Source organism: Mucilaginibacter yixingensis, assembly GCF_041080815.1.
In the GTDB taxonomy this organism is placed as follows: domain Bacteria; phylum Bacteroidota; class Bacteroidia; order Sphingobacteriales; family Sphingobacteriaceae; genus Mucilaginibacter; species Mucilaginibacter yixingensis.
In genome coordinates, this window is record NZ_CP160205.1 from 4329955 (window position 1) to 4353702 (window position 23748).

Here is a 23748-nt window from a genome sequence, read left to right on the forward strand (position 1 = left end):
GGTTATTTTACCAATTGAATATAAAGCACCAATAATAATGACACTGCACTCATGCCAATAGATGCATACTGTAGTGAGCGGTCTGTAGATTCTGCCCTCAGCTTTGAAGGCTTTACATAAATAATATCCTGATTCTGAAGGTTATAAATATCACTATCAAAAGCCTGATCTTTATTAAGGCTAAATATCTTGACAATACGTTTGCCGTTAGCTTCTCTTATCAACCTAATACTGTCACGACTGGCATAAGGTGTCAGATCACCAGCCTCACCCAATGCCTCAGGCAACGTAATGCGCTCATTCGGTACAGCTACTACACCCGGATGCTGAACCTCGCCCAGTACGGTTATTTTGTAATTCAATATCCTTACGGTAACTATTGGATCTTTAGCCAATTGTTTGCTTAACAACGCATCGGTAATTACCTGGGCCAACTGATTCTTTGTTAGTCCTTCTGCTTTAATAGCACCTAACTGCGGCAACTTAATAACGCCGGTTTCGTCTACCAGGTAACCGTTAATTGCGCCGGCTACGTTTGAGTTTGCAGACGCACCCAAATTCAGATCGCGGTTGGTAGTTTCATCAAGGGTACTGATGTTTACCTGCAGAATATCGTTTTTGGCTATAATGGTCTGAAGAGCGTGGGCTTGCACCAAAATCACACTGTCTTTGCGCAGATTAGTGAAATAAACCAGGTTTTTCTCATTACTACATGAGGAAAAAAGCAAACACAGTACAGCAAAAATGGATAAAATATGGAGTCTGTTGAGGGTTATTTTCATTTTAAAGAAATATGCGACAACCGGTCGGTACTCATTTATTTAATAGGTAGAAACAGATTTAAGGCAAAGTTATCATTTTAAATCTATTATGCAATATTATAATAGTTTACGCTTTTTTTTAAAAAGTCTTAACAAATCAGCCATTAACAATGAAAAAAAAGCAATTTGAACTTGCAATCAAATAAAGCTTTAATATAAGCAATTAACCCCTGCGTGTGTTATTTTTAAATAAGTTAAGCTCTATTTAACAATTGCTTAATGCGCGGTTGAAACCATTTTTCAAGCAACCAGGCAAATCCAGTAGAAATTGACAGTAACAAAATCACTTTTATAACATAATTAGTTACCACCTGATCTGAAAACGTAAAACGCCCGATAACAAACAATATTGGCGCATGTACAATGTATAATGCATAGGAAATACCGCCAATCCAGCTTCCAAATCGTATTACAGGCTTGCTTACCAAGGCCAACCAACCGCCTTCAACAAGCCAGAACAACAGAAACAGCAGGTAATAACCAATGGCTATAAAGTAAGCCCCCATGTTTGCCTTATGTCCATCCAGCATGGCATTAACAGACACGGTTATGGCCGAAGCGATGATAGCATTGATCAGCCCGAAACATTGCCGTTCATATCGCCAGTTTATACCGGCGAATATCATCACCGCAAAAACATAAAATGGTAAAAAGAATAAATCACGGGTAGAACCCAGTAATGGCGATTGCAGGTGATACCAATCAAAAAGATGATTTACAGGCAGCTGATACTGCAGATGTTTCACCAGGTTAGGCATTCCCGCGCGCGACAACACTTGATCAAGGCAAAGCAATAAAAACAACAGCGACAAGAGCTTATTATACGCAACGCCATCGCTCTTATTTTTAAAATACCGGGCTATGCATAAGCCAGAGATCCAGTAACTCAAACCTAAAAAGTAGGCCGAAAAGATACCCGCGCTCCCCAAAGCCAACACCAGTGAAATTCCTAAAATAAGCAGCGGACTAACCCTGAACCGAGATATGGGTATAAAAATGCCATAATAAACCATCTCATAATGCAGTGACCAGGTAGGTCCGTTTTCAAAAATAGGATAAGCCAGCAGCGTCTGTAGCATCAGGAAATTGCAGGCAATATCCCAGCCTGTAAACGAGTAATGGGTAATCAACAAAGCAAACAGAGTTGCGATGATGTAGATGGGATAGATTCTGAGCAAGCGTTTTTTGATGTATGAACCGATGACCGGCCCACGCATAGGCTCCTGGTGACTGATACCGATAACGTAGCCAGACAGCACAAAAAACACCAATACAAACAAATGCCCGTTAGGCGCCAGCACAATAGTAAGCGTTGGCAAAAAATTGGCGTCAAAAGCTTTATGCAGCGCCTCAATGTGATTAAACACTACCACCAGAGCCGCAAAACCGCGCAACGCTTCTAGATTACGGTCTATACCTTTTTTTACAACAGGTGCCTTGGCTATGATCAATGTTAAAAACTAAATATGCGCCCTAAATTAATAAAGCCTGTTTGATTATAATGGAATTAATTTTTAACTGCCAGCATAAAACTTCCTGGCAATCAATCGTTATTTGAACGCTGTGTACTGCTCCATATACTCAATATTGGATGGATCACGAACCATAAAAAGGTCGCTTTGATAGCTTTCCTTACTTTTGGCAAGGTGGTACGTTAGCAATTGTTTGTCTGAGTTAACGGCCACGGTATCGCCGGCCTCAATATCTGCAACGATAGCATAAAGCTCTGCTTCGCCTTTTCTAATTTGATAAGGATACTTCAGTCCCAATGAGGCTTTCTTATTAAAAACACTAACAGAACTGCTTACAACTTTTAGATGAAGTACCCCAAAGGCGTGATTGTTAGATACGTCTGCTTTCAAAACAACTCCTTTAAAGACCACCCCATTCTTTAACAATGGCTCATAGACATCTTCCGGTCCGCTAGTAATCTGCCGTATAAACCAGGTTATACCTAATAAAAAAGCCAGTGCAAAAAATATAAACCTCCAGTATTTCATTGTGGGATACCTCAATTGATATGATATAAAAATACTATTCCAGTACTAATATAATACAAGTACTATAGCAGGAGATAGCAACAAAAAAAGCCTCCCGTTGCCGGGAGGCTTAAATTTAGAATATCACGTATTAATTGTTTGCTTATTAGGCTTCAACCTCTTCGGCTTTAGATGCCATCAGACGATCGAACTCTTCCTGAGAACCTACGCGGATATTGTCGTAAGTACGCATACCGGTACCTGATGGAATCAAGTGACCAACAATTACGTTCTCTTTCAGACCCAGCATGTTATCGCGTTTACCGGCGATAGCAGCCTCGTTCAGTACTTTGGTAGTTTCCTGGAACGATGCGGCAGAGATGAACGATTTGGTACCTAACGATGCTCTGGTAATACCTTGCAGCATTGGGCTTGAAGTTGCCGGGATAGCGTCTCTTACCTCAACCAGTTTCATATCCTTACGTTTCAGTACAGAGTTTTCATCGCGCAGTTTACGCAATGATACAATCTGGCCTGATTTCAGGGTAGTTGAATCGCCTGGATTGGTTACAACTTTTTTGTCGTAGATATCGTCGTTCTCGGTCATGAAATCCCATCCGTCAACAGCTTCGCGCTCTAAGAAGCGGGTATCACCCGGATCCTCGATCGATACTTTCTGCATCATTTGGTGAACGATAACCTCGAAGTGTTTATCGTTGATTTTCACACCTTGTAAACGGTAAACTTCCTGGATACCGTTAACCAGGTATTCCTGTACGGCAGCAGGGCCTTTGATTGCCAGGATGTCTGACGGAGAAATTGAACCGTCTGACAGTGGCATACCAGCCTTGATGAAGTCATTATCCTGTACCAGGATGTGTTTAGACAGTGGTACCAGGTATTTTTTAACCTGACCGTCACGAGACTCGATAGTGATCTCACGGTTACCACGTTTAACACCACCCAGGGTTACCACACCGTCAATCTCGGTTACTACCGCAGGGTTAGATGGGTTACGTGCCTCGAATAACTCGGTTACACGTGGCAAACCACCTGTAATATCTCGGGTTTTACCGGTAGAACGTGGAATCTTGGCAATAACCTGACCGGTTTGGATCTTCTCGCCTTCATCAACTGCGATGTGCGCACCTACCGGAATGTTGTAGCCTTTGATCATGTTGCCACCGCGTTTCTCCCAGATCTGGATAGACGGGTTTTTGGTTTTATCGCGGGTATCGATAATTACTTTCTCACGGTGACCGGTCTGCTCGTCTGATTCTTCGCGGAAGGTGATACCTTCTAATACAGCGTCAAACTGGGCAATACCAGCAAACTCAGAGATAATTACCGCGTTGTACGGATCCCATGAACAGATACGTTCGCCACGGGTGATCTTAGCGCCATCTTTGATGTACAGGTAAGAACCGTATGGAATGTTATTGGTCATGATCACTTTGTTGCTGCCTGGCTCCAGGATGCGGAACTCGCCCGAACGGCCAAGTACTACATCAACAGTGCCGTCTTCAGCAGTTTCAAACTGAACGGTACGTACGTTTTCAAACTCAATGATACCATCATACTTCGCAGAGATCTGAGATTCTGCCGCGATGTTAGATGCGGTACCACCCACGTGGAATGTACGAAGTGTCAGCTGTGTACCCGGCTCACCGATTGACTGTGCAGCAATTACACCCACAGCTTCACCAGCCTGTACGCGTTTACCGCTGGCCAGGTTACGGCCGTAGCAAAGCGCACATACACCACGCTTGCTTTCGCAAGTGAGTACAGAACGGATCTCGATACCTTCCAGCGGAGAGTTCTCGATGTTTTTAGCAATATCTTCGTCAATGTCCTGACCGGCGCTAACCAGCAGTTCATTGGTGATAGGATCATGTACATCATGCAGTGAAGTACGACCCAAAATACGATCGTATAATGGCTCTACAATATCCTCGTTGTCTTTCAGTGCAGTAGTAAAAATACCACGCAGTGTACCACAATCCGGCTCGCCAACAATCATGTCTTGAGCAACGTCATGTAAACGACGGGTCAGGTAACCAGCATCCGCCGTTTTCAACGCCGTATCCGCAAGACCTTTACGGGCACCGTGGGTAGAGATAAAGTACTCGAGTACCGACAAACCTTCTTTAAAGTTAGAAAGGATCGGGTTCTCGATAATCTCACCACCTGAACCTGATTTCTGCGGCTTGGCCATCAGACCACGCATACCGGCCAGCTGACGGATCTGCTCTTTAGAACCACGGGCACCTGAATCAAGCATCATATAAACAGAGTTGAAGCCCTGATTATCGTTGCTTAATATCTCCATTACTTTCGATGTTAAGCGGTTGTTGATACGGGTCCAGATATCGATGATCTGGTTATAACGCTCGTTGTTAGTAATGAAACCCATGTTATAGTTGTTCATTACCTCTTCAACTTCTTTAGAAGCCTGATCAATCAGCGTAATTTTTTCTGCCGGGATGTTAACATCTTTCAGGTTGAAAGACAAACCACCGTTAAATGCCATCTGGAAGCCCAACTCCTTAATATCATCAAGGAATTGTGCCGCACGAGCCATACCGGTGTTTTTCACTACGTCACCAATAATATCACGCAGTGATTTTTTGGTTAGCAGTTCGTTAATATAACCTACCTCTTTAGGTACACGCTGGTTAAACAGTACACGACCTACAGTGGTTTCAATCAGTTTATTTACAATGCTACCGTCTTTCTCTTTCACATCAACCTTAACTTTGATAAAGGCGTGCAGTGCAACCTTTTTCTCGTTCAGCGCGATGATCACCTCTTCAGGTGAGTAGAAAGTTAAGCCCTGGCCTTTTACTACCTCTTTCTCATCGGTCTTACGGCCTTTGGTGATGTAGTACAGACCCAGAACCATGTCTTGAGAAGGTACAGTGATAGGGGTACCGTTTGCAGGGTTCAGGATGTTGTGCGATGCCAGCATCAAGATCTGCGCTTCCAAAATTGCGGCGTTACCAAGTGGCACGTGCACGGCCATCTGGTCACCGTCAAAGTCGGCGTTGAACGCGGTACAGGTTAATGGGTGCAGCTGGATCGCTTTACCTTCAACCAGTTTTGGCTGGAAGGCCTGGATACCCAAACGGTGCAGCGTAGGCGCACGGTTAAGTAACACTGGGTGACCTTTCAGTACGTTCTCCAGAATATCCCAAACCAATGGGTCTTTACGGTCAACAATTTTCTTAGCTGATTTTACTGTTTTAACCACACCACGCTCAATCATTTTGCGGATGATAAATGGTTTGAACAGCTCTGCAGCCATATCTTTTGGTAAACCACACTCGTGCAGTTTCAGGTTAGGGCCAACCACAATTACCGAACGGGCAGAGTAGTCAACACGTTTACCTAACAAGTTCTGACGGAAACGGCCTTGCTTACCTTTCAGGATGTCTGACAGTGATTTCAGCGCACGGTTACCTTCGGTTTTAACCGCGTTAACTTTACGTGAGTTGTCAAACAATGAGTCAACTGCTTCCTGAAGCATACGTTTCTCGTTACGCAAAATCACCTCAGGTGCTTTGATCTCGATCAAACGTTTCAGACGGTTGTTACGGATAATTACACGACGGTAAAGGTCATTCAAATCCGAAGTTGCGAAACGGCCACCTTCCAGTGGAACCAACGGACGCAACTCTGGCGGAATAACCGGAACAATCTTAACGATCATCCACTCAGGGTGGTTTTCGATACGTGTTTTAGAATCACGGAATGCTTCCACAACCTGCAGACGTTTCAAAGCCTCATTTTTACGTTGCTGTGAAGTTTCGTTAGCAGCCTGGTGACGCAGGTCATAAGACAACTGATCCAGGTCTATACGACGCAGTAATTCTTCCAGAGCCTCGGCACCCATTTTGGCAACGAATTTCTGAGGATCTTTATCATCCAGGTACTGGTTTTCTTTTGGTAAAGTATCCAGTACGTCAAGATATTCTTCTTCAGTTAAGAAGTCCATAGCATTGATGCCATCGCCTTCTTTAATACCTGGCTGAATTACTACATAACGCTCGTAGTAAATAATCAGGTCAAGCTTTTTGGTTGGCAAGCCCAGCAGGTAACCAATTTTGTTTGGCAACGAGCGGAAATACCAGATGTGCGCAACAGGCACCACCAGGTTGATGTGGCCCATACGCTCACGACGCACTTTCTTCTCGGTAACTTCTACACCACAACGGTCACACACGATACCTTTGTAACGGATACGTTTGTACTTACCGCAATGACACTCATAGTCTTTTACCGGACCGAAAATACGCTCGCAGAATAAACCATCGCGCTCCGGTTTGTAGGTACGGTAGTTGATGGTTTCGGGTTTCAAAACTTCACCGCTTGAACGCTCCAGAATAGACTCCGGAGAGGCCAGACTGATGGTAATCGTGGTAAAGTTACTTTTGATTTTATTATCCTTTTTGTAAGACATAGCTCTTTTTTGTAGGTTAAAGGTGAAAGGTTAAGGGCAAAAGGTTTTAATTTTCACCGACTCCTTTTCCTGTTATCTAAAATGATTTTCAAAGGGTGAAAGGCAAGGCTTAAACCTTTTACCTCTCACCTTTATCCTTTTACCTTATTCTAAAGTGATATCCAGACCTAAGCCGCGTAACTCATGAACCAATACGTTGAATGATTCTGGTACTGACGGTGTTGGCAGATTCTCGCCTTTAACAATAGCTTCGTATGTTTTGGCACGGCCGATAACATCATCCGACTTAACGGTAAGGATCTCCTGCAGGATGTTGGCTGCACCAAATGCTTCCAGTGCCCAAACCTCCATCTCACCAAAACGCTGACCACCAAACTGTGCTTTACCACCCAGCGGCTGCTGTGTAATAAGCGAGTATGGACCGATAGAACGCGCGTGCATCTTATCGTCAACCATGTGGCCCAGTTTCAGCATGTAGATGATACCTACGGTTGTTGGCTGATCAAAACGCTCGCCGGTCAAACCATTGTACAGATAGGTACGACCTGATTCCGGAACGTTAGCTTTCTTGATCCATCCCTCTACCTCTTCGTGTGTTGCACCGTCAAAGATAGGAGTGGCAAACTTAACGCCCAGCTCTTTACCAGCCCAGCCTAATACTGTTTCGTAGATCTGGCCCAAGTTCATACGAGAAGGTACGCCCAGTGGGTTCAGTACGATATCTACCGGAGTACCGTCTTCAAGGAATGGCATGTCCTCATCGCGAACGATGCGGGCAACGATACCTTTGTTACCGTGACGACCGGCCATTTTATCACCAACTTTCAGCTTACGTTTTTTAGCGATGTAAACTTTAGCCATCTGTACAATGCCTGATGGCAGCTCATCACCTACGCTGATCGCAAATTTATCGCGACGGTAAGCACCCAGTTCTTCGTTCAGCTTAATATTGTAATTATGCAACGTAGCTTTGATCTGGTCGTTCTTATCGTCGTCTGTAGTCCACTTAGTTGGGTTGATGTTCTCATAGTTCATCTCAGCAAGGATCTTCTGAGTGAATTTAACACCTTTAGCAGTCAGCAGCTCTTTGTAAACGTTGTAAACACCTTGAGAGGTTTTACCGTTAACAATTTCGAACAATTTATCAACCAAAGTGGCTTTCAGTTCTTTAACTGCTCTGTCGTGCTTAACATCCAGTTTATCCAGTTGTGCTTTCTCTTCAGCTTTTGAGGTCTTTTTAGCACGGCTAAACAGTTTGGTATCAATTACCACACCGCTAATTGATGGCGGAGTTTTTAACGAAGCATCTTTCACGTCGCCTGCTTTATCACCAAAGATGGCGCGCAACAGTTTTTCTTCCGGTGAAGGATCAGATTCGCCTTTAGGAGTAATTTTACCAATCAGGATATCGCCTTCTTTAACCTCAGCACCAATACGGATGATACCGTCTTCGTCCAGGTCTTTAGTCGCTTCTTCAGAAACGTTAGGGATATCTGGTGTCAGCTCTTCCTCGCCACGTTTAGTATCACGTACCTCCAGCTCAAACTCCTCAATGTGAAGTGAAGTGAAAATGTCCTGAGATACCACACGCTCAGAAATTACAATCGCATCCTCAAAGTTGTAACCCTGCCAAGGCATGAAGGCTACTTTCAGGTTGCGGCCCAAAGCCAGCTCGCCGTCTTGAGTTGCATATCCTTCACAAAGCACCTCTCCGGTTGAAACGCGTTGGCCTTTCTTAACGATTGGCTTCAGGTTCATGGTAGTGCTCTGGTTGGTTTTCTTAAATTTAGTTAAGCGGTAGCTCTTAACGTCCTCGTCAAACGATACCAGGCGATCCATTTCGTTGCGGTCATAACGGATGCGGATTTCGTTCGCATCAACGTATTCTACCACACCGTTGCCTTCGGCATTGATCAGCGTACGAGAGTCTTTCGCTACGCGGCCTTCCAGACCGGTACCTACAATTGGGCTCTCCGGACGCAGCAATGGCACTGCCTGGCGTTGCATGTTCGAACCCATCAGGGCACGGTTAGCATCATCATGCTCTAAGAACGGAATCAATGATGCCGCGATAGAGGTGATCTGGTTTGGCGCGATGTCCATATAATCCAGACGCTCTGGCTCAATAACCGGGAAGTCACCTTCGTAACGTGCTTTTACACGTGGCTCGGCAAATACACCGTTATCGTTATAGTATGCGTTAGCCTGACCGATGGTTTTGCCATCTTCGTCTTCTGCCGACAGGTAAATAACTGGTTCTTCAACCGCTACTTTACCGTTATCTACACGTTTGTATGGAGTTTCGATGAAGCCCAGGTGGTTGATCTTCGCGTGAACACACAGTGAAGAGATCAGACCGATGTTTGGACCCTCTGGAGTTTCGATAGTACACAGACGACCGTAGTGGGTGTAGTGAACGTCACGAACCTCGAAACCTGCACGCTCGCGAGACAGACCACCGGGACCAAGGGCTGACAGACGACGCTTGTGCGTGATCTCTGCCAGTGGGTTGGTTTGGTCCATGAACTGAGACAGCTGGTTGGTACCAAAGAACGAGTTGATAACTGATGACAGGGTACGTGCGTTGATCAGATCGGTTGGTGTGAACACCTCGTTGTCACGGATGTTCATACGCTCACGGATGGTACGGGCCATACGGGCCAGACCAACACCGAACTGTGCATATAACTGCTCACCTACGGTACGTACACGACGGTTTGACAAGTGGTCAATATCATCCACCTCTGCTTTAGAGTTGATGAGTTTGATCAGGTATTTAACAATCGCAATAATATCCTGCTTGGTTAATACCTTGATCTCGCTCGAGGTATCCATCTTCAGTTTGCGGTTGATACGGTAACGGCCTACATCACCCAGGTCATAACGTTTGTCGCTAAAGAACAAACGGTCGATGATACCGCGAGCGGTTTCTTCATCTGGTGGTTCAGCGTTACGCAGCTGACGATAGATATGCTCTACCGCTTCTTTCTCCGAGTTAGACGTATCTTTCTGGAGAGTATTATATATAATGGTATAATCACCGCTGGTGCCTGCGTCTTCCTTGTTCAGGATAACGGTTTTAACACCTGCATCAATGATCATATCGATATGATCGTCTTCAAGTACGGTTTCGCGCTCCAGGATGATCTCATTACGGTCGATAGAAACCACCTCACCGGTGTCCTCGTCCACAAAGTCTTCCACCCATTTTTTAAGCACCCTTGCAGCAAGCTTACGGCCGATATATTTTTTCAGACCAGATTTGCTCACTTTTACCTCGTCGGCCAGTTCAAATAATTCCAGGATGTCTTTATCTGAATCATAACCGATAGCACGCAACAGGGTTGTAACCGGGAATTTTTTCTTACGGTCAATGTAAGCATACATTACGTTGTTAACGTCTGTAGCAAACTCAATCCATGAACCTTTGAAAGGAATTACACGGGCAGAGTACAATTTAGTACCGTTAGTGTGACGGCTCTGACCGAAGAATACGCCTGGTGAACGGTGTAACTGCGATACAATTACACGCTCGGCGCCGTTGATAACGAAAGTGCCTTTCGGGGTCATGTATGGGATGGTACCCAGGTACACGTCCTGCACAATGGTTTCAAAATCTTCGTGCTCCTCGTCGTTACAGCTCAGCTTCAGTTTAGCCTTCAGCGGTACGCTGTAAGTTAAGCCGCGCTCGATACACTCTTGAATATCGTAACGTGGCGGATCAATGAAATAATCAAGAAACTCCAGAACGAAGATGTTTCTTGAATCCGAAATCGGAAAGTTTTCAGCAAACACTTTAAATAACCCTTCCTTGTGACGGTTATCTGAAGTTGTTTCCAGTTGGAAAAATTCCTTAAAAGATTGCAACTGCACATCCAGGAAGTCAGGGTAATCAATTACGTGCCTGCTGGTTGCAAAGTTTACTCTTTGATTATTGTTGTTTGCCAAGGGAATATAATTTTAAGTTCTATTATTTAGTAGATGTGTATTTTGAGCTGTGAGATATGAGATTTGAGACTTGAGAAAAGCTTTAATCAGAACTATTTGATTCTGAAACCCATACCTCAAATCTAATGTCTCAGATCTAAATCACAAATCCAAACTATATAAACGGCAATAGACCCCGACCAATTTCCGGTCGGGGTCTTATGCTCTGTGCGCTATGGATTAAATTACTTAATCTCAACAACAGCACCTGCTTCTTCCAGTTGTTTTTTCAGGCTTTCAGCTTCGTCTTTAGCAACACCGGCTTTCAGCTCTTTAGGAGCGCCGTCTACTAAGTCTTTAGCTTCTTTCAGGCCCAGACCAGTCAGGTCTTTAACCAGTTTAACAACAGCTAATTTCTGACCGCCAGCTTCTTTCAGGATAACGTCAAATGAAGTTTTCTCTTCAACTGCAGCTGGTGCGTCGCCAGCAGGAGCAGCAGCAACAGCTACTGCAGCAGCAGCAGGCTCAATACCGTACTCGTCTTTCAAAATCTGAGCTAACTCGTTAACTTCTTTTACTGTTAAGTTTACTAACTGATCAGCAAACGCTTTTAAATCTGCCATTTTATTAAATTTTTTACTTTAATGCTTTTGTTAATTATTAAGGTGCTTTTTATAGAGGAGACCTTATTCGCCTCTTTCTTGTAATGTTTTAACAATACCTGCAAGTTTGTTACCGCCTGATTGAAGGGCAGAAATAACGTTTTTAGCAGGTGACTGCAGTAATCCGATGATCTCTCCGACAAGCTCTTCTTTAGATTTCAGGTTAACCAGGGTATCCAGCTGATTGTCGCCGATGAATACGGCAGAATCAATGTAAGCTGCTTTTACCAATGGTTTCTCGCTACCAGATTTTCTCAGTTGTTTGATCAGCTTTGCAGGTGCAGTTGCTGATTTTGAGAAAAGGATTGATGATGAACCTTTAAGAGCGCTGTAAATATCGCCATAATCGCCACCAACTGCTTCCATAGCTTTTTTAATCAAGCTGTTTTTAGCTACCTGGATAGTGATATCGCTTTCGAAACATTTACGACGGATGTTGTTGATTTTTGCTACAGTCAGGTTTGAAGTATCGGTGATATAGAAATTACCGTACTCTCTCATCTGCTCGGTAAGAGCCGATACTAGTTCGTTTTTTTCGTCTCTTGTCATGATTAGATTCCTGCTACTGATTTTGTTTCAACTTCGATTCCACGAGACATAGTTGAAGAGATGTGAATGCTCTTGAAATATGTTCCTTTTGCTGCTGATGGTTTCAATTTAGAGATCACCTGAATTACTTCAAGGGCGTTCTCATAAATTTTATCAGCAGGGAAAGATACTTTACCTATAGAGGCATGGATGATACCGGTTTTGTCAACCTTGAAATCGATCTTACCACCTTTTACCTCAGTTACAGCTTTACCAACTTCTGGTGTTACTGTACCTGATTTAGGGTTAGGCATCAGGTTACGCGGACCTAAAATACGGCCCAAACGTCCAACCTTCGCCATAACACTTGGCATAGTGATGATAATATCAACATCAGTCCATCCGCCTTCAATTTTGGCTATATAATCATCCAAACCTACGTAATCTGCACCTGCGTCTTTTGCTTCCTGCTCTTTGTCAGGAGTACAAAGTACCAGTACACGTACAGTTTTACCGGTTCCATGAGGCAAAGTTGCAATACCGCGAACCATTTGGTTTGCTTTACGCGGATCAACACCCAAACGTACATCGATATCTACCGATGCATCGAATTTGGTGGTGGTGATATCTTTTACAAGTGCAGTTGCATCTTGCAAAGTATATGCTTTGTTAGCCTCAATTTTGGAGAGTGTCGCCTTTTGATTTTTTGTTAATCTTGCCACTGTCTTAAACTGATTTGTGTTAGTGAATTAATTCCATGGAGCGTCACCAGATACGGTGATACCCATGCTGCGTGCAGTACCTGCAACCATTTTCATGGCTGATTCTAATGTAAACGCGTTCAAGTCTGGCATTTTATCTTTAGCAATAGCCTCAACCTGATCCCAGGTTACTTTGCCAACTTTTTTACGGTTTGGCTCGGCCGAACCACCTTTTAAACCGGCAGCTTCCATTAACTGGACAGCAGCAGGAGGGGTTTTAATGATAAAATCAAATGACTTGTCTACGTAAACAGTAATCAGTACAGGCAACACTTTACCAGGTTTATCCTGGGTACGTGCATTGAACTGCTTGCAAAACTCCATGATGTTCACCCCTTTGGCACCCAGTGCAGGGCCGATTGGAGGTGATGGATTTGCAGCGCCGCCTTTTACCTGCAGCTTTACCATCGCACCGACTTCTTTTGCCATTTTACTCTACTTTAATTAATTAACTCAATGTTAGTAAGTGGAAGCTATGTAACATTTATCTTTTGTTTAGATTTGGGAGGTGGGATATGAGATGTGGGCTTTGTGAACCCGTACTACTTGTATTATCCTCTCCGACAATCTAACTATGTTTTAGATTTGAGTATTGAGATGCAAGATCTGAGATCTTATCTCTTCAACTCTAATCTTTAAATTCTGTATGCTTTAACGACCAAAACGTTAGATGAGTCTCATATCTCTAATCTAACGTCTCTAATCTTAACTATTCTTTTTCAACCTGCATGTAATTCAATTCAAGCGGCGTACGGCGCCCAAATATCTTTACCATTACTTTCAGTTTCTTCTTTTCTTCGTTCACCTCTTCAATCACACCACTGAAACCGTTGAAAGGACCATCCATTACCTTCACGTTTTCGCCTACATAATAAGGCACGTTCATGGTTTCGCCCTGGCTGCTCATCTCGTCAACCTTACCTAAGATACGGTTCACCTCGCTCTGACGCAGGGGGATAGCATTACCGGCTTTATCGCCCAGAAAACCAATTACGCTATTAATGTTTTTAATAACGTGCTCCAATTCGCCGTCTAACGCAGCCTCCATTAAAACATAACCAGGAAAAAAGTTACGCTCTTTAGCGATCTTTTTTCCATCGCGCATCTGATAATACTTCTCCATCGGGATCAGTACCTGAGGAACCAGGTGTGATATACCTAAGCGGTTTACCTCTGCGTCTATATATTGTTTTACTTTTTTCTCTTTACCGCTAATAGCGCGTACAACGTACCATTTTAATTGATCACTCATCCCTATCAAATATTAACCAAGTGAGTTATAAAAATGCATCAGCAGATAGTTAATCACCCAGTCCATACCAAAAATGATAAGGGCAATAATAATAGCAGCTACCACTACCAGCACACCGCTGCTTTGCAGCTCGCGCCAGGTAGGCCAGGTCACCTTTTCGGTTAACTCGATGTATGATTCTTTAATGTACTCTACTACTGCAGCCATTTATCGCTAATATTAAAAGCACGGGAACAAGGATTCGAACCCTGATCAAAGGTTTTGGAGACCTCTATTCTACCGTTGAACTATTCCCGTGTATGTTATATTAAAAAATCCGTTGCGGACTTTTTTGTAGCTTATAGTAACAAAGTACTCAACCGTTGCCGGCCAAGTACTTTGTTGTATAAATTAACCTAACCTATTGTCTATTTTGCAGACAGAAGGGAGGTATTAGTTTAAGATCTCGGTTACCTGACCAGCACCTACTGTACGGCCACCTTCACGGATAGCGAAACGCAGACCTTTTTCCATTGCGATAGCGTTGATCAGCTTCACAGTGATGGTTACGTTATCACCAGGCATTACCATTTCTACTCCTGGCTCCAGTGAAATCTCACCAGTTACGTCTGTAGTACGGAAGTAGAACTGAGGACGGTATTTGTTGAAGAATGGAGTGTGACGACCACCTTCAGCTTTTGACAGAACGTAAACTTCTGCTTTGAAATCGGTGTGAGGAGTTACTGAGTTTGGTTTACAGATAACCATACCACGACGGATATCAGTTTTCTCAATACCACGCAGCAACAGACCTACGTTATCACCAGCTTCACCACGGTCAAGGATTTTACGGAACATCTCAACACCAGTTACGGTTGATTTCAAGTTCTCAGCACCCATACCCAGGATATCTACCGGATCACCAGAGTTGATTACACCACGCTCGATACGACCGGTTGCTACAGTACCACGACCAGTGATTGAGAATACGTCCTCAACTGGCATCAGGAAAGGAAGGTCAGTCAGACGTGGAGGGATTGGAATGTAGTTATCTACAGCGTCCATCAGCTCCATGATTTTGTCAACCCATTTCGGCTCAGCGTTAAGACCGCCCAGAGCAGAACCTTGGATTACAGGAATATCGTCACCAGGGAATTCGTAGAACGATAACAGTTCACGGATTTCCATTTCAACAAGTTCTAACAGTTCCGGATCATCAACCATGTCAACTTTGTTCATGAAAACTACCAGTGCAGGTACACCTACCTGACGGGCTAACAGGATGTGCTCGCGGGTTTGAGGCATTGGACCATCAGTTGCAGCAACTACGATGATAGCACCATCCATCTGAGCAGCACCAGTAACCATGTTTTTCACATAGTCAGCGTGACCTGGACAGTCAACGTGTGCGTAGTGACGGTTTGCAGTTGAATACTCAACGTGTGCAGTATTGATGGTGATACCACGCTCTTTTTCTTCAGGAGCAGAGTCGATAGAATCGAAAGAACGTGCTTCTGATAAACCTTTATCAGCTAATACTTTAGTGATAGCTGCAGTCAGAGTTGTTTTGCCGTGGTCAACGTGACCGATAGTACCGATGTTTAAGTGCGGCTTACTGCGGTCAAACTTTTCTTTTGCCATGATTTATTTAATATTAGTAGGTTAATTTTACTTTTTAAATAGTGTATAACACCGAGCCAACGATGGGATTTGAACCCATGGCCTCTTCCTTACCAAGGAAGTGCTCTACCCCTGAGCTACGTCGGCTTATTTTTCATTTCGGATTTCGGAAGTTCGATTTCGGATTTTACATTTTCCGGCCCAATCTTCATCCATCCATTTTTTTGCTACCCAAATTGGAAATCGACCATTCGAAATCCGACCTAAGAGTGAGCGGAAGACGAGGTTCGAACTCGCGACCTATAGCTTGGAAGGCTATCGCTCTACCAACTGAGCTACTTCCGCTTTTTGCGCAATTAGCAGTTTCCGGTTTGAGTTTGATTTAAACTACTAACTGGAAACTGCCAACTTTACAAAGTGTGGAGAGGGAAGGATTCGAACCTTCGTAGCCGAAGCAGCGGATTTACAGTCCGCCCCATTTGACCGCTCTGGTACCTCTCCAGGTTCTTATTTGGGATTGCGAATTTGAGGTTTAGGATTTAATAATCCTAAATTTATTTTCACAAATCCGAAATAAAACTGAGCCCCCAATCGGGATCGAACCAATGACCTACTGATTACAAGTCAGTTGCTCTACCAGCTGAGCTATGGAGGCTTTTTTTATTCTTTAAAAGAACCACCTTTTCGTCTGTCGGGCTTTGCTAGCCCCCCTTCCGAAAGGGATTGCAAATCTACAAAAAAATCTACCCCCGCAAAATATTTTTCAAAAAAAATCCGACGAAGCGTTTTTTCGTCGGATTTCTTAGTTCTACGGACGTTGATTTTTCCTAATATTCTTCGTCTGCTTCTGTTAAAATGGCGTTTTTGACATTTTCGGCAGCAGTACTTTTTTTCTGTTTATGTTTATCAATTTGTTTGCGCAAGCTTTCAATGGCCAGGTCTGTGGCTTCTTCAAAAGTCTTGCATTTCTCTTTTGCGAACAATTGGCTGCCTGGCAGCTGTATTTTTATCTCCGTTATCTTATTTGCCTCATCTTCAACATTCTCTAATTTAAGATAAACTTCACCGCTGATGATTTTATCGTAAAACGTATCAAGCTTGTTGGCTTTTTTCTGAATAAAGTCTAATAATTTCTTGTCTGCGTTAAAATGAATTGATTGAACTGTGATTTTCATTTTTCCTCCTTTTTATGCCTTTGGATGGGCTTGTTTATAAATAGATTTTAGTCTCTCCACGGAGTTGTGGGTGTAAATTTGAGTAGCACTTAAATTAGCATGTCCTAAGAGTTCTTTAATGGCGTTTAGGTCTGCCCCCTTGTTTAATAAGCTGGTGGCAAAGGTATGCCTCAGCACGTGAGGGCTCTTTTTTTCCTGGGTCGATATTTCTGAAAGATATCTGCGCACAATCAAATAAATCATTTTCGGGTACGCCTCGGCACCTTTATTTGTAACGATAAGCATTAACGAATTGTTATCAAAATTTTTATTTTTTTTTAACTCGCCATACTCAGCCAGGGCACGCTTTAATTCTTTGTTAATAGGAATAATACGTTCTTTGTTTCGTTTACCCAAAACCTTGATGGTTCCCTCATATAAATCGATGCTATTTTCGGTCAAGCCAATCAATTCAGATAAACGTATACCGGTACCAAACAGCAATTCCATCACCAGCCTGTCGCGCGTACCTTTAAAATCACTGGTAAAAACGGGGCTGTCCAGCAGTTTGCTTAACTTTTCATCTTCAACAATAACCGGCAATTGCTTGGGCACCTTTGGTGTTTGCACTTTGGCAGCAGGGTTACCTTCGGCCAAGCCCTCCTTCATTAAAAATTTGAAGTATTTGCGCAGTACAGAAATTTTGCGGTTGATAGATCGCGCGGCCAGCTTATCATCCATCATGCTCACCACCCAGTTGCGGATGTGATGATGGGTAACGTCTGACGGTTGATTTACAGGATGATCGGGGTGACCTGCATGGGCAAAAAACTGCTCCAGGTCGTTTTGGTAAGCGGCCACGGTATGTTTGGAATACCGTTTTTCATATTGAATATATTGAATGAACCGCTCTAAAAACATAAAAACTATTTATACATCCGTGGATTTGAATGTACAAATAGTTTTATTATATGTTAACAGGAAATCTGTAATTTTTTTACAAACTTACACAGTATCCTGGTTAAGAGTCTGTTTGTAGATAGCATGTTTAACAACGTGCCTGCGGGTAACAGATTTCTTTTCGAAAGCCTGGCGGCTGCGTAGCTCGCGTAAAACACCTGTTTTCTCGAATTTCTTTTTGAAGCGCTTCAAAGCTTTGTCTAATGATTCGCCTTCTTTAACATTGATAATAATCATACCTAATATACCTCCTTTCGTGGGAGGGCAAAGATAAACATTTTGTTTTGATCACCAAATAGTTAATTCACTTTTTGTGCGTCGGTGCCGGTCCCCTATTCCAAAACATTTTATTATTTTCGCCTTCAATACTAAAAGCGTTACTATTGGGCATCATATCATCTCTTAATGCTATTTAATTCTGTAGAGTTTGCTTTCTTCTTCCTCATTGTAACCATTCTTTACTTTTCGTTACCGCATAAATTCCGCTGGTTTTTACTGCTCGCGGCCAGCTGTTATTTTTATATGGCCTTTGTGCCGATATATATCCTGATACTGGGGTCTACTATTATTATAGATTACCTTGCCGGTATTTATATTGAAAAGTCTAAAGGAGCCAAACGGAAACTCCTGCTCATCGTTTCGCTGGCGGCCAACATTGGCATATTGGTGGTGTTTAAGTACTTCAACTTTCTCAACGCCAACATCACGCAGATCTACGCTTATTTTAAGCATCCCAACCCTATCCCCTTTCTGCACATGCTGCTGCCTATCGGGTTGTCGTTCCATACCTTCCAGGCCATGAGCTACACCATTGAGGTATACCGGGGTAACCAGGCGGCCGAAAAGCATTTTGGTATTTACAGCTTATATGTGATGTTTTACCCACAGCTGGTGGCCGGCCCAATTGAGCGCCCGCAGAATATGCTGCACCAGTTTCATGAAAAACATCAGTTTAATTATGATGATATGACCGCCGGGCTGCGACAAATGGCCTGGGGCCTTTTCAAGAAAGCGGTTATTGCCGATAGATTGGGCTCGCTGGTCAACAATGTTTATGCTTCGCCAGAGAGCCATACGGCTATGGCCATTACCACCGCACTGGTATTTTTTGCGTTTCAGATCTATTGCGATTTCTCCGGATACTCGGACATTGCCCTCGGTGCCGCCCGCACTATGGGCTTTAAACTGATGACCAACTTTAACCATCCCTTCATCAGCACCAAGGTAACTGAGTTTTGGCGCAGGTGGCACATCTCGCTATCAACATGGTTAAATGATTACCTGTTTACACCTATCGTTATAGCCCGCCGCGACTGGGGTAAGATTGGCGTGGTGTTCGCCCTATTCTTCACCTTTTTTATCAGCGGCATCTGGCACGGAGCGGGCTGGACGTTTATTATATACGGCATCTTAAACGGCATAGCGGTGATCTATGAGTTTCTGACCAACAAAGCCCGCAAAAAGCTGTCGAAGAAAATACCGGCTGTCATTTACAAGAACATCAGTATCGTGCTCACCTTTATATATATGTGTTTTACGTGGATCTTTTTTCGCTCGCAGCACATCCACACCGCTATTTATATCATAAAGGCGATAAGCTTAGCAACCGTCGATATTTTTAAAGGATCATTTGTGCAATGGAAAATGGGCGCCGTAGGCATGAATGGCTCAAACCTATTGCTTTGTTTTATACTGATAACCGGTTTACTGCTGATTGAAAAAGCTCAGGAGCGTTTTGATATTATGAAGCGATTCTTAGCATCGCCAGCTTATATCCGATGGCCGTTGTACCTGGGGTTTGTATTATTAATTATGGCGTTCGGCGTTTTTGACAAGAGTCAGTTTATCTACTTCCAGTTTTAACCATGAAACGATTCATCATAAAATTTTTCGTTTTGCTGATCTGGGTTGCCGGGATGATTGCGTTGGCTCTGCATACGCCCACTACCACACTGGTTAAAAACAGCCTACTGATGGCGCAGATCCAGAAAGATAGTCTGATGAAAAACACGCCATCGCCCCGGATTATTTTCGTCGGTGGTTCGTCCATCTCTTTCGGCCTGGACAGTAAAATGATTAAAGACTCCTTGCACCTCAACCCGGTAAACACCGGCGTTGAGGCTACCCTGGGATTAAAATATATGCTCAGAAATGCGCTGCGTTATATCAAGCCTGGCGATATAATTGTGGTTTGCGCCGAGTACAACCAGTTTTACAACAAGTTTATGGACGGCCAGTATGAACTGTTGCCTATCATCTTTGAAGTATCGCCCGACACCAAAAACCTGCTCGACGCCAGGCAATATTGCAGTCTGCTTACCTACGCACCATCATATATCGCCTCAAAATTAAACCCGCTCTCTTATTGGGTACGTTTTGATAATAATGCCACCAATGTTTACGGCAATAAAGCTTTTAATGCCTACGGCGATGTTTACCTGCACTGGACACAACCCTCAGAACAGGTATCGCCCTACGGCGCTATTACAGGCAATTTAGATAAAGATACATTTACGGAGCTGCGGCAATTTGAGGCAGAGTTGAAACAAAGAAATGCCCGTTTACTCATCAGCTTCCCACCTTATCAGCAACGGGCCTATGATAACTCCCCGAATCAGATTGCGCTGATCGCTCAAAAATTGAAAGACAATCATTTTGAACTGCTCGGCTCGCCGCAAAGCTATTTATTTCCGGATAGTATGCTGTTTAACACCTCCTACCACCTCAACCGCCAGGGCGTAACCCGGTGGACCAATCAGACTATTAGTAATTTGAAGAAAGCGCTGAGATAATTCTAGAGGTGCGTCAATAATACTTTACCTGCATGTCATGCTGAGTAATAGAATCCCGGCGACGGGACTATGAAGGTGAAATGACAAACGAGAGGGCTGTCAGTCTGAGCTTGTCGAAGACTCGCGCAGAGAGGCCCACCCACCATGCTTCGACGGGGCTCAGCATGACAGCCTTTTTTAACTTGTCATGGGAAGGAACGAAGCATCTCTACGTATAATCTTACTTACTTGTCCTCAGAGATGCTTCGCTATCGCTCAGCATGACAAAATGGTTAAGATTTTTCGCGTCTCGCACAAAGATTATTGTAACCCATTCTCACAAACTTAATCCCCAAAAAAAAGTCATCCGTACCGCAGTAAGGATGACAACCTATGTTTGTTTGAGTGGAGAGTGTACTACAGCTTAACTGTAGCTTTTATTTTAATACCTCGCGGGCAATAACAATTTTCTGGATTTCGCTAGTGCCTTCGCCAATGGTGCATAGCTTGGCATCGCGATAGTATTTTTCTACCGGGAAATCTTTGGTATAACCATAGCCGCCAAAAATCTGCACGGCTTCGGTAGCGCAACGTACCGCCACTTCTGATGCATAATATTTAGCCATGGCAGCCTGCTTGGTCATGTGGACGCCACGGTTCTTCATATCAGCAGCCTGCATAATTAATAGCTCGGCTGCTTCAATTTCGGTAGCCATATCGGCTAGCTTAAAACTGATGCCCTGGAAATTAGAGATGGGCTGCCCAAATTGATGACGCTCTTTTGAATACTTCACCGCGGCGTCAAAAGCCCCCTTGGCAATACCCAGTGAAAGGGCAGCAATAGAAATGCGGCCACCATCCAGCACTTTCATCGCTTGTGTAAAACCCTCGCCCTCTTTGCCCAGCAGGTTTTCTTTTGGTACGCGGCAGTTATCAAAAATCAGCTCGGTTGTTTCAGATGCACGCATACCCAGCTTGTTTTCTTTTTTACCGTGGGTAAAACCTGGTGTACCTTTTTCTATGACCAGCGCCGAGATGCCATGCGCATCACCCTTCTCTCCGGTGCGCACCATTACTACGGCCACATCCCCCGTCTTACCATGAGTAATCCAGTTTTTTGATCCGTTGACGATGTAATGATCGCCATCCAGTACAGCAGTGGTTTGCATGTGCAGGGCATCACTTCCGGTATTGGCCTCGGTTAAACCCCAGGCGCCAATCCATTCAGCAGTAGCCAGCTTGGTGAGCCAGCGTTGTTTTTGTTCTTCGTTACCAAAAGCTAAAATATGCCCGGTACACAACGAGTTATGTGCCGCAACCGACAAACCAATAGCGCCGCAAACCCGGGCCACCTCTTGTATCACAGTTACATATTCTATATAGCCCAGTCCGGCGCCGTTATATTGCTCGGGCACCAGTATCCCCATCAGCCCCAGTTCGCCCAATTTTTTAAAAAGTTCCAGCGGAAACACTTGCGCTTCGTCCCATTCCATTACATGCGGACGGATGTGCCGTTCGGCAAAGTCGCGGGTCATCTGCGCAATCATCTGCTGATTTTCATCTGCCTGGAAGTTGAGGCCTGCCGGGGTATCGGTTATATAGCTACTCATGGTTTGTTATCTGGTAATGCAAGTATAATTAAATTTACTATGCATGCATAATAAATTTAAATAATTTTCAGCCCTTTAAATTACCTGCTCCTCTCCTATGCTGTCATCCCGAACGATAGTGGGGGATCTTTTCGATGCAGTATCCCACAGAATCGCCCTGAAAAGATCCCTCCCGTTGGTCGGGATGACATACATGTATACGCCCTCCAATTATTTTTCTCTTTGGTAAATATCTTTTTTACAGGTATTTTCGGGCCGATTACAATTAAAACCCCTTCCAAATACACCAATGAAAAAAGTAATATTGGTTACCGGCGCATCGTCGGGCCTCGGACAAGCTATGGCTACCGCACTTAAAGCACAGGGCCACACCGTTTACGGCACCAGCCGCAACATCAGCAAAATCACTAACGCTACTTTCACTCCGCTGGAGATGGACGTAACCGACGATGCTTCAGTTAGCGCCGCCGTAAAAAAAGTGACCGACGCCGAAGGCCAGATTGATGTACTGATCAATAATGCAGGTAACGGTATTACCGGTCCGCTGTATGCCATCTCGGTAGAGCTGGCTAAAAAACAGTTTGAAACCAACTTTTTTGGTGTAGTACGTGTATGCAGCGCCGTACTACCGGGTATGATTGAGCGTAAACAAGGCCTGGTAATTAACGTTGGCTCTCTGGCCGGCCTGTTTGGCTTACCTTACCAGGGCTTATACAGTGCCTCTAAATTTGCAGTTGAAGGCTACTCTGAAAGCCTGCGCATGGAGCTGCAAAACACCGGCGTTAAAGTTGCTGTGTTAAACCCAGGTGACTTTAAAACCGATTTTACCGGCAACCGCGAGAAAGCGCCGTTCCCAATCAAGAACGATAAACTGAAAGGCGAATTTGATGCTGCCGTTGCCGCCATGGAGAAAGACGAAAGCATCGGTGCTGATCCGTCTAAACTGGCCGCCAAGGTTTGTCAGATTGTTAACCAATCAAAGCCTAAGCATAACTACCTCATCGGTGCCATCGGCCAAACTATTGTGCCAACCCTGAAAGCTGTTTTACCGCAGGGCCTTTTTGTAAAACTGATGAATGATCATTACGGGATAAAGTAAAACCCCTACCCCTCCTAGCCTCCCCAAAGGGGAGGGACTATGAGCAAGACGGATAATAAAAACATAAAAAGAGAAAGGCTTCAGGAATAACCTGAAGCCTTTCTCTTTTCCAACTCCTCCCCTTCGGGGAGGCGGGGAGGGGTAGTTTATGATGGAAGCCGTTTAT

General features: G+C 44.0%; 19 protein-coding genes and 5 tRNA genes. 3 read left to right on the top strand and 21 right to left on the bottom strand.

The features are described 5' to 3' along the window. Positions 1-2: 2 nt before the first annotated feature. From ABZR88_RS17710 to rpsU, 20 genes are all read right to left on the bottom strand, one after another. Positions 3-782 (bottom strand): polysaccharide biosynthesis/export family protein, encoded by a 780-nt coding sequence (locus ABZR88_RS17710; protein WP_107827299.1) that lies wholly within the window; start codon positions 780-782, stop codon positions 3-5. 233 nt (positions 783-1015) lie between these two features. Further along, positions 1016-2272, bottom strand: a complete 1257-nt coding sequence (locus ABZR88_RS17715) for an acyltransferase (protein WP_107827300.1) — start codon at positions 2270-2272, stop codon at positions 1016-1018. A gap of 99 nt (positions 2273-2371) precedes the next feature. Further along, complete coding sequence (locus ABZR88_RS17720; RefSeq protein WP_107827301.1) at positions 2372-2821, bottom strand: hypothetical protein; 450 nt, start codon at positions 2819-2821, stop codon at positions 2372-2374. A gap of 145 nt (positions 2822-2966) precedes the next feature. Then, positions 2967-7259 carry a DNA-directed RNA polymerase subunit beta' gene (gene rpoC, locus ABZR88_RS17725; RefSeq protein WP_107827302.1) on the bottom strand — a complete coding sequence of 1431 codons (4293 nt, stop codon included), beginning with the start codon at positions 7257-7259 and terminating at the stop codon, positions 2967-2969. Positions 7260-7403: 144 nt separating this feature from the next. Next, a complete protein-coding gene (gene rpoB / locus ABZR88_RS17730; RefSeq protein ID WP_107827303.1) occupies positions 7404-11207 on the bottom strand; it encodes a DNA-directed RNA polymerase subunit beta in 3804 nt (1267 codons plus the stop codon). A gap of 224 nt (positions 11208-11431) precedes the next feature. Next, complete coding sequence (gene rplL / locus ABZR88_RS17735; RefSeq protein ID WP_107827304.1) at positions 11432-11809, bottom strand: 50S ribosomal protein L7/L12; 378 nt, start codon at positions 11807-11809, stop codon at positions 11432-11434. Between the two features lie 63 nt (positions 11810-11872). Beyond that, complete coding sequence (gene rplJ / locus ABZR88_RS17740) at positions 11873-12397, bottom strand: 50S ribosomal protein L10 (RefSeq protein WP_107827305.1); 525 nt, start codon at positions 12395-12397, stop codon at positions 11873-11875. A gap of 2 nt (positions 12398-12399) precedes the next feature. Then, positions 12400-13098, bottom strand: coding sequence for a 50S ribosomal protein L1 (rplA, locus tag ABZR88_RS17745; protein WP_107827306.1), 699 nt, complete (start codon positions 13096-13098; stop codon positions 12400-12402). Positions 13099-13125: 27 nt separating this feature from the next. Next, on the bottom strand, positions 13126-13566 hold the full coding sequence (gene rplK, locus ABZR88_RS17750) for a 50S ribosomal protein L11 (RefSeq protein WP_107827307.1): 441 nt from the start codon (positions 13564-13566) through the stop codon (positions 13126-13128). A gap of 280 nt (positions 13567-13846) precedes the next feature. Then, positions 13847-14389: a transcription termination/antitermination protein NusG gene (nusG, locus tag ABZR88_RS17755; protein WP_107827308.1), complete on the bottom strand. Its 543-nt coding sequence runs from the start codon at positions 14387-14389 to the stop codon at positions 13847-13849. Positions 14390-14401: 12 nt separating this feature from the next. Beyond that, entirely contained in the window at positions 14402-14596 is a 195-nt protein-coding gene (gene secE / locus ABZR88_RS17760) for a preprotein translocase subunit SecE (protein ID WP_107827309.1), read from the bottom strand. Positions 14597-14615: 19 nt separating this feature from the next. Continuing rightward, positions 14616-14686 (bottom strand) — tRNA-Trp (locus tag ABZR88_RS17765). Between the two features lie 135 nt (positions 14687-14821). Continuing rightward, entirely contained in the window at positions 14822-16009 is a 1188-nt protein-coding gene (gene tuf / locus ABZR88_RS17770; RefSeq protein ID WP_107827310.1) for an elongation factor Tu, read from the bottom strand. 54 nt (positions 16010-16063) lie between these two features. Next, a tRNA-Thr gene (locus ABZR88_RS17775) sits at positions 16064-16135 on the bottom strand. A 125-nt stretch (positions 16136-16260) separates the two neighbouring features. Beyond that, positions 16261-16333 (bottom strand) — tRNA-Gly (locus ABZR88_RS17780). 75 nt (positions 16334-16408) lie between these two features. Beyond that, positions 16409-16489, bottom strand: a tRNA-Tyr gene (locus ABZR88_RS17785). An 81-nt stretch (positions 16490-16570) separates the two neighbouring features. Then, positions 16571-16643 (bottom strand) — tRNA-Thr (locus tag ABZR88_RS17790). Between the two features lie 172 nt (positions 16644-16815). Continuing rightward, on the bottom strand, positions 16816-17163 hold the full coding sequence (gene raiA / locus ABZR88_RS17795; protein ID WP_107827311.1) for a ribosome-associated translation inhibitor RaiA: 348 nt from the start codon (positions 17161-17163) through the stop codon (positions 16816-16818). Positions 17164-17175: 12 nt separating this feature from the next. Further along, complete coding sequence (locus ABZR88_RS17800; protein WP_107827312.1) at positions 17176-18063, bottom strand: tyrosine-type recombinase/integrase; 888 nt, start codon at positions 18061-18063, stop codon at positions 17176-17178. 84 nt (positions 18064-18147) lie between these two features. Then, complete coding sequence (gene rpsU, locus ABZR88_RS17805) at positions 18148-18339, bottom strand: 30S ribosomal protein S21 (RefSeq protein ID WP_107827313.1); 192 nt, start codon at positions 18337-18339, stop codon at positions 18148-18150. Positions 18340-18507: 168 nt separating this feature from the next. Here rpsU and ABZR88_RS17810 point away from each other — a divergent pair, with 168 nt between their 5' ends. Then, entirely contained in the window at positions 18508-19965 is a 1458-nt protein-coding gene (locus ABZR88_RS17810; RefSeq protein ID WP_107827314.1) for an MBOAT family protein, read from the top strand. Positions 19966-19967: 2 nt separating this feature from the next. Then, on the top strand, positions 19968-20894 hold the full coding sequence (locus tag ABZR88_RS17815) for a hypothetical protein (RefSeq protein ID WP_107827315.1): 927 nt from the start codon (positions 19968-19970) through the stop codon (positions 20892-20894). A 416-nt stretch (positions 20895-21310) separates the two neighbouring features. Here ABZR88_RS17815 and ABZR88_RS17820 read toward each other — a convergent pair whose 3' ends face one another. Next, positions 21311-22483 carry an acyl-CoA dehydrogenase gene (locus tag ABZR88_RS17820; protein ID WP_107827316.1) on the bottom strand — a complete coding sequence of 391 codons (1173 nt, stop codon included), beginning with the start codon at positions 22481-22483 and terminating at the stop codon, positions 21311-21313. 289 nt (positions 22484-22772) lie between these two features. On the opposite strand from ABZR88_RS17820, the gene ABZR88_RS17825 reads away from it, so the two are divergent. Continuing rightward, the gene (locus tag ABZR88_RS17825) at positions 22773-23582 is read left to right on the top strand and encodes an SDR family oxidoreductase (protein ID WP_107827317.1); all 810 of its coding nucleotides are present in this window, start codon (positions 22773-22775) and stop codon (positions 23580-23582) included. The last annotated feature ends 166 nt before the right edge of the window (positions 23583-23748 follow it).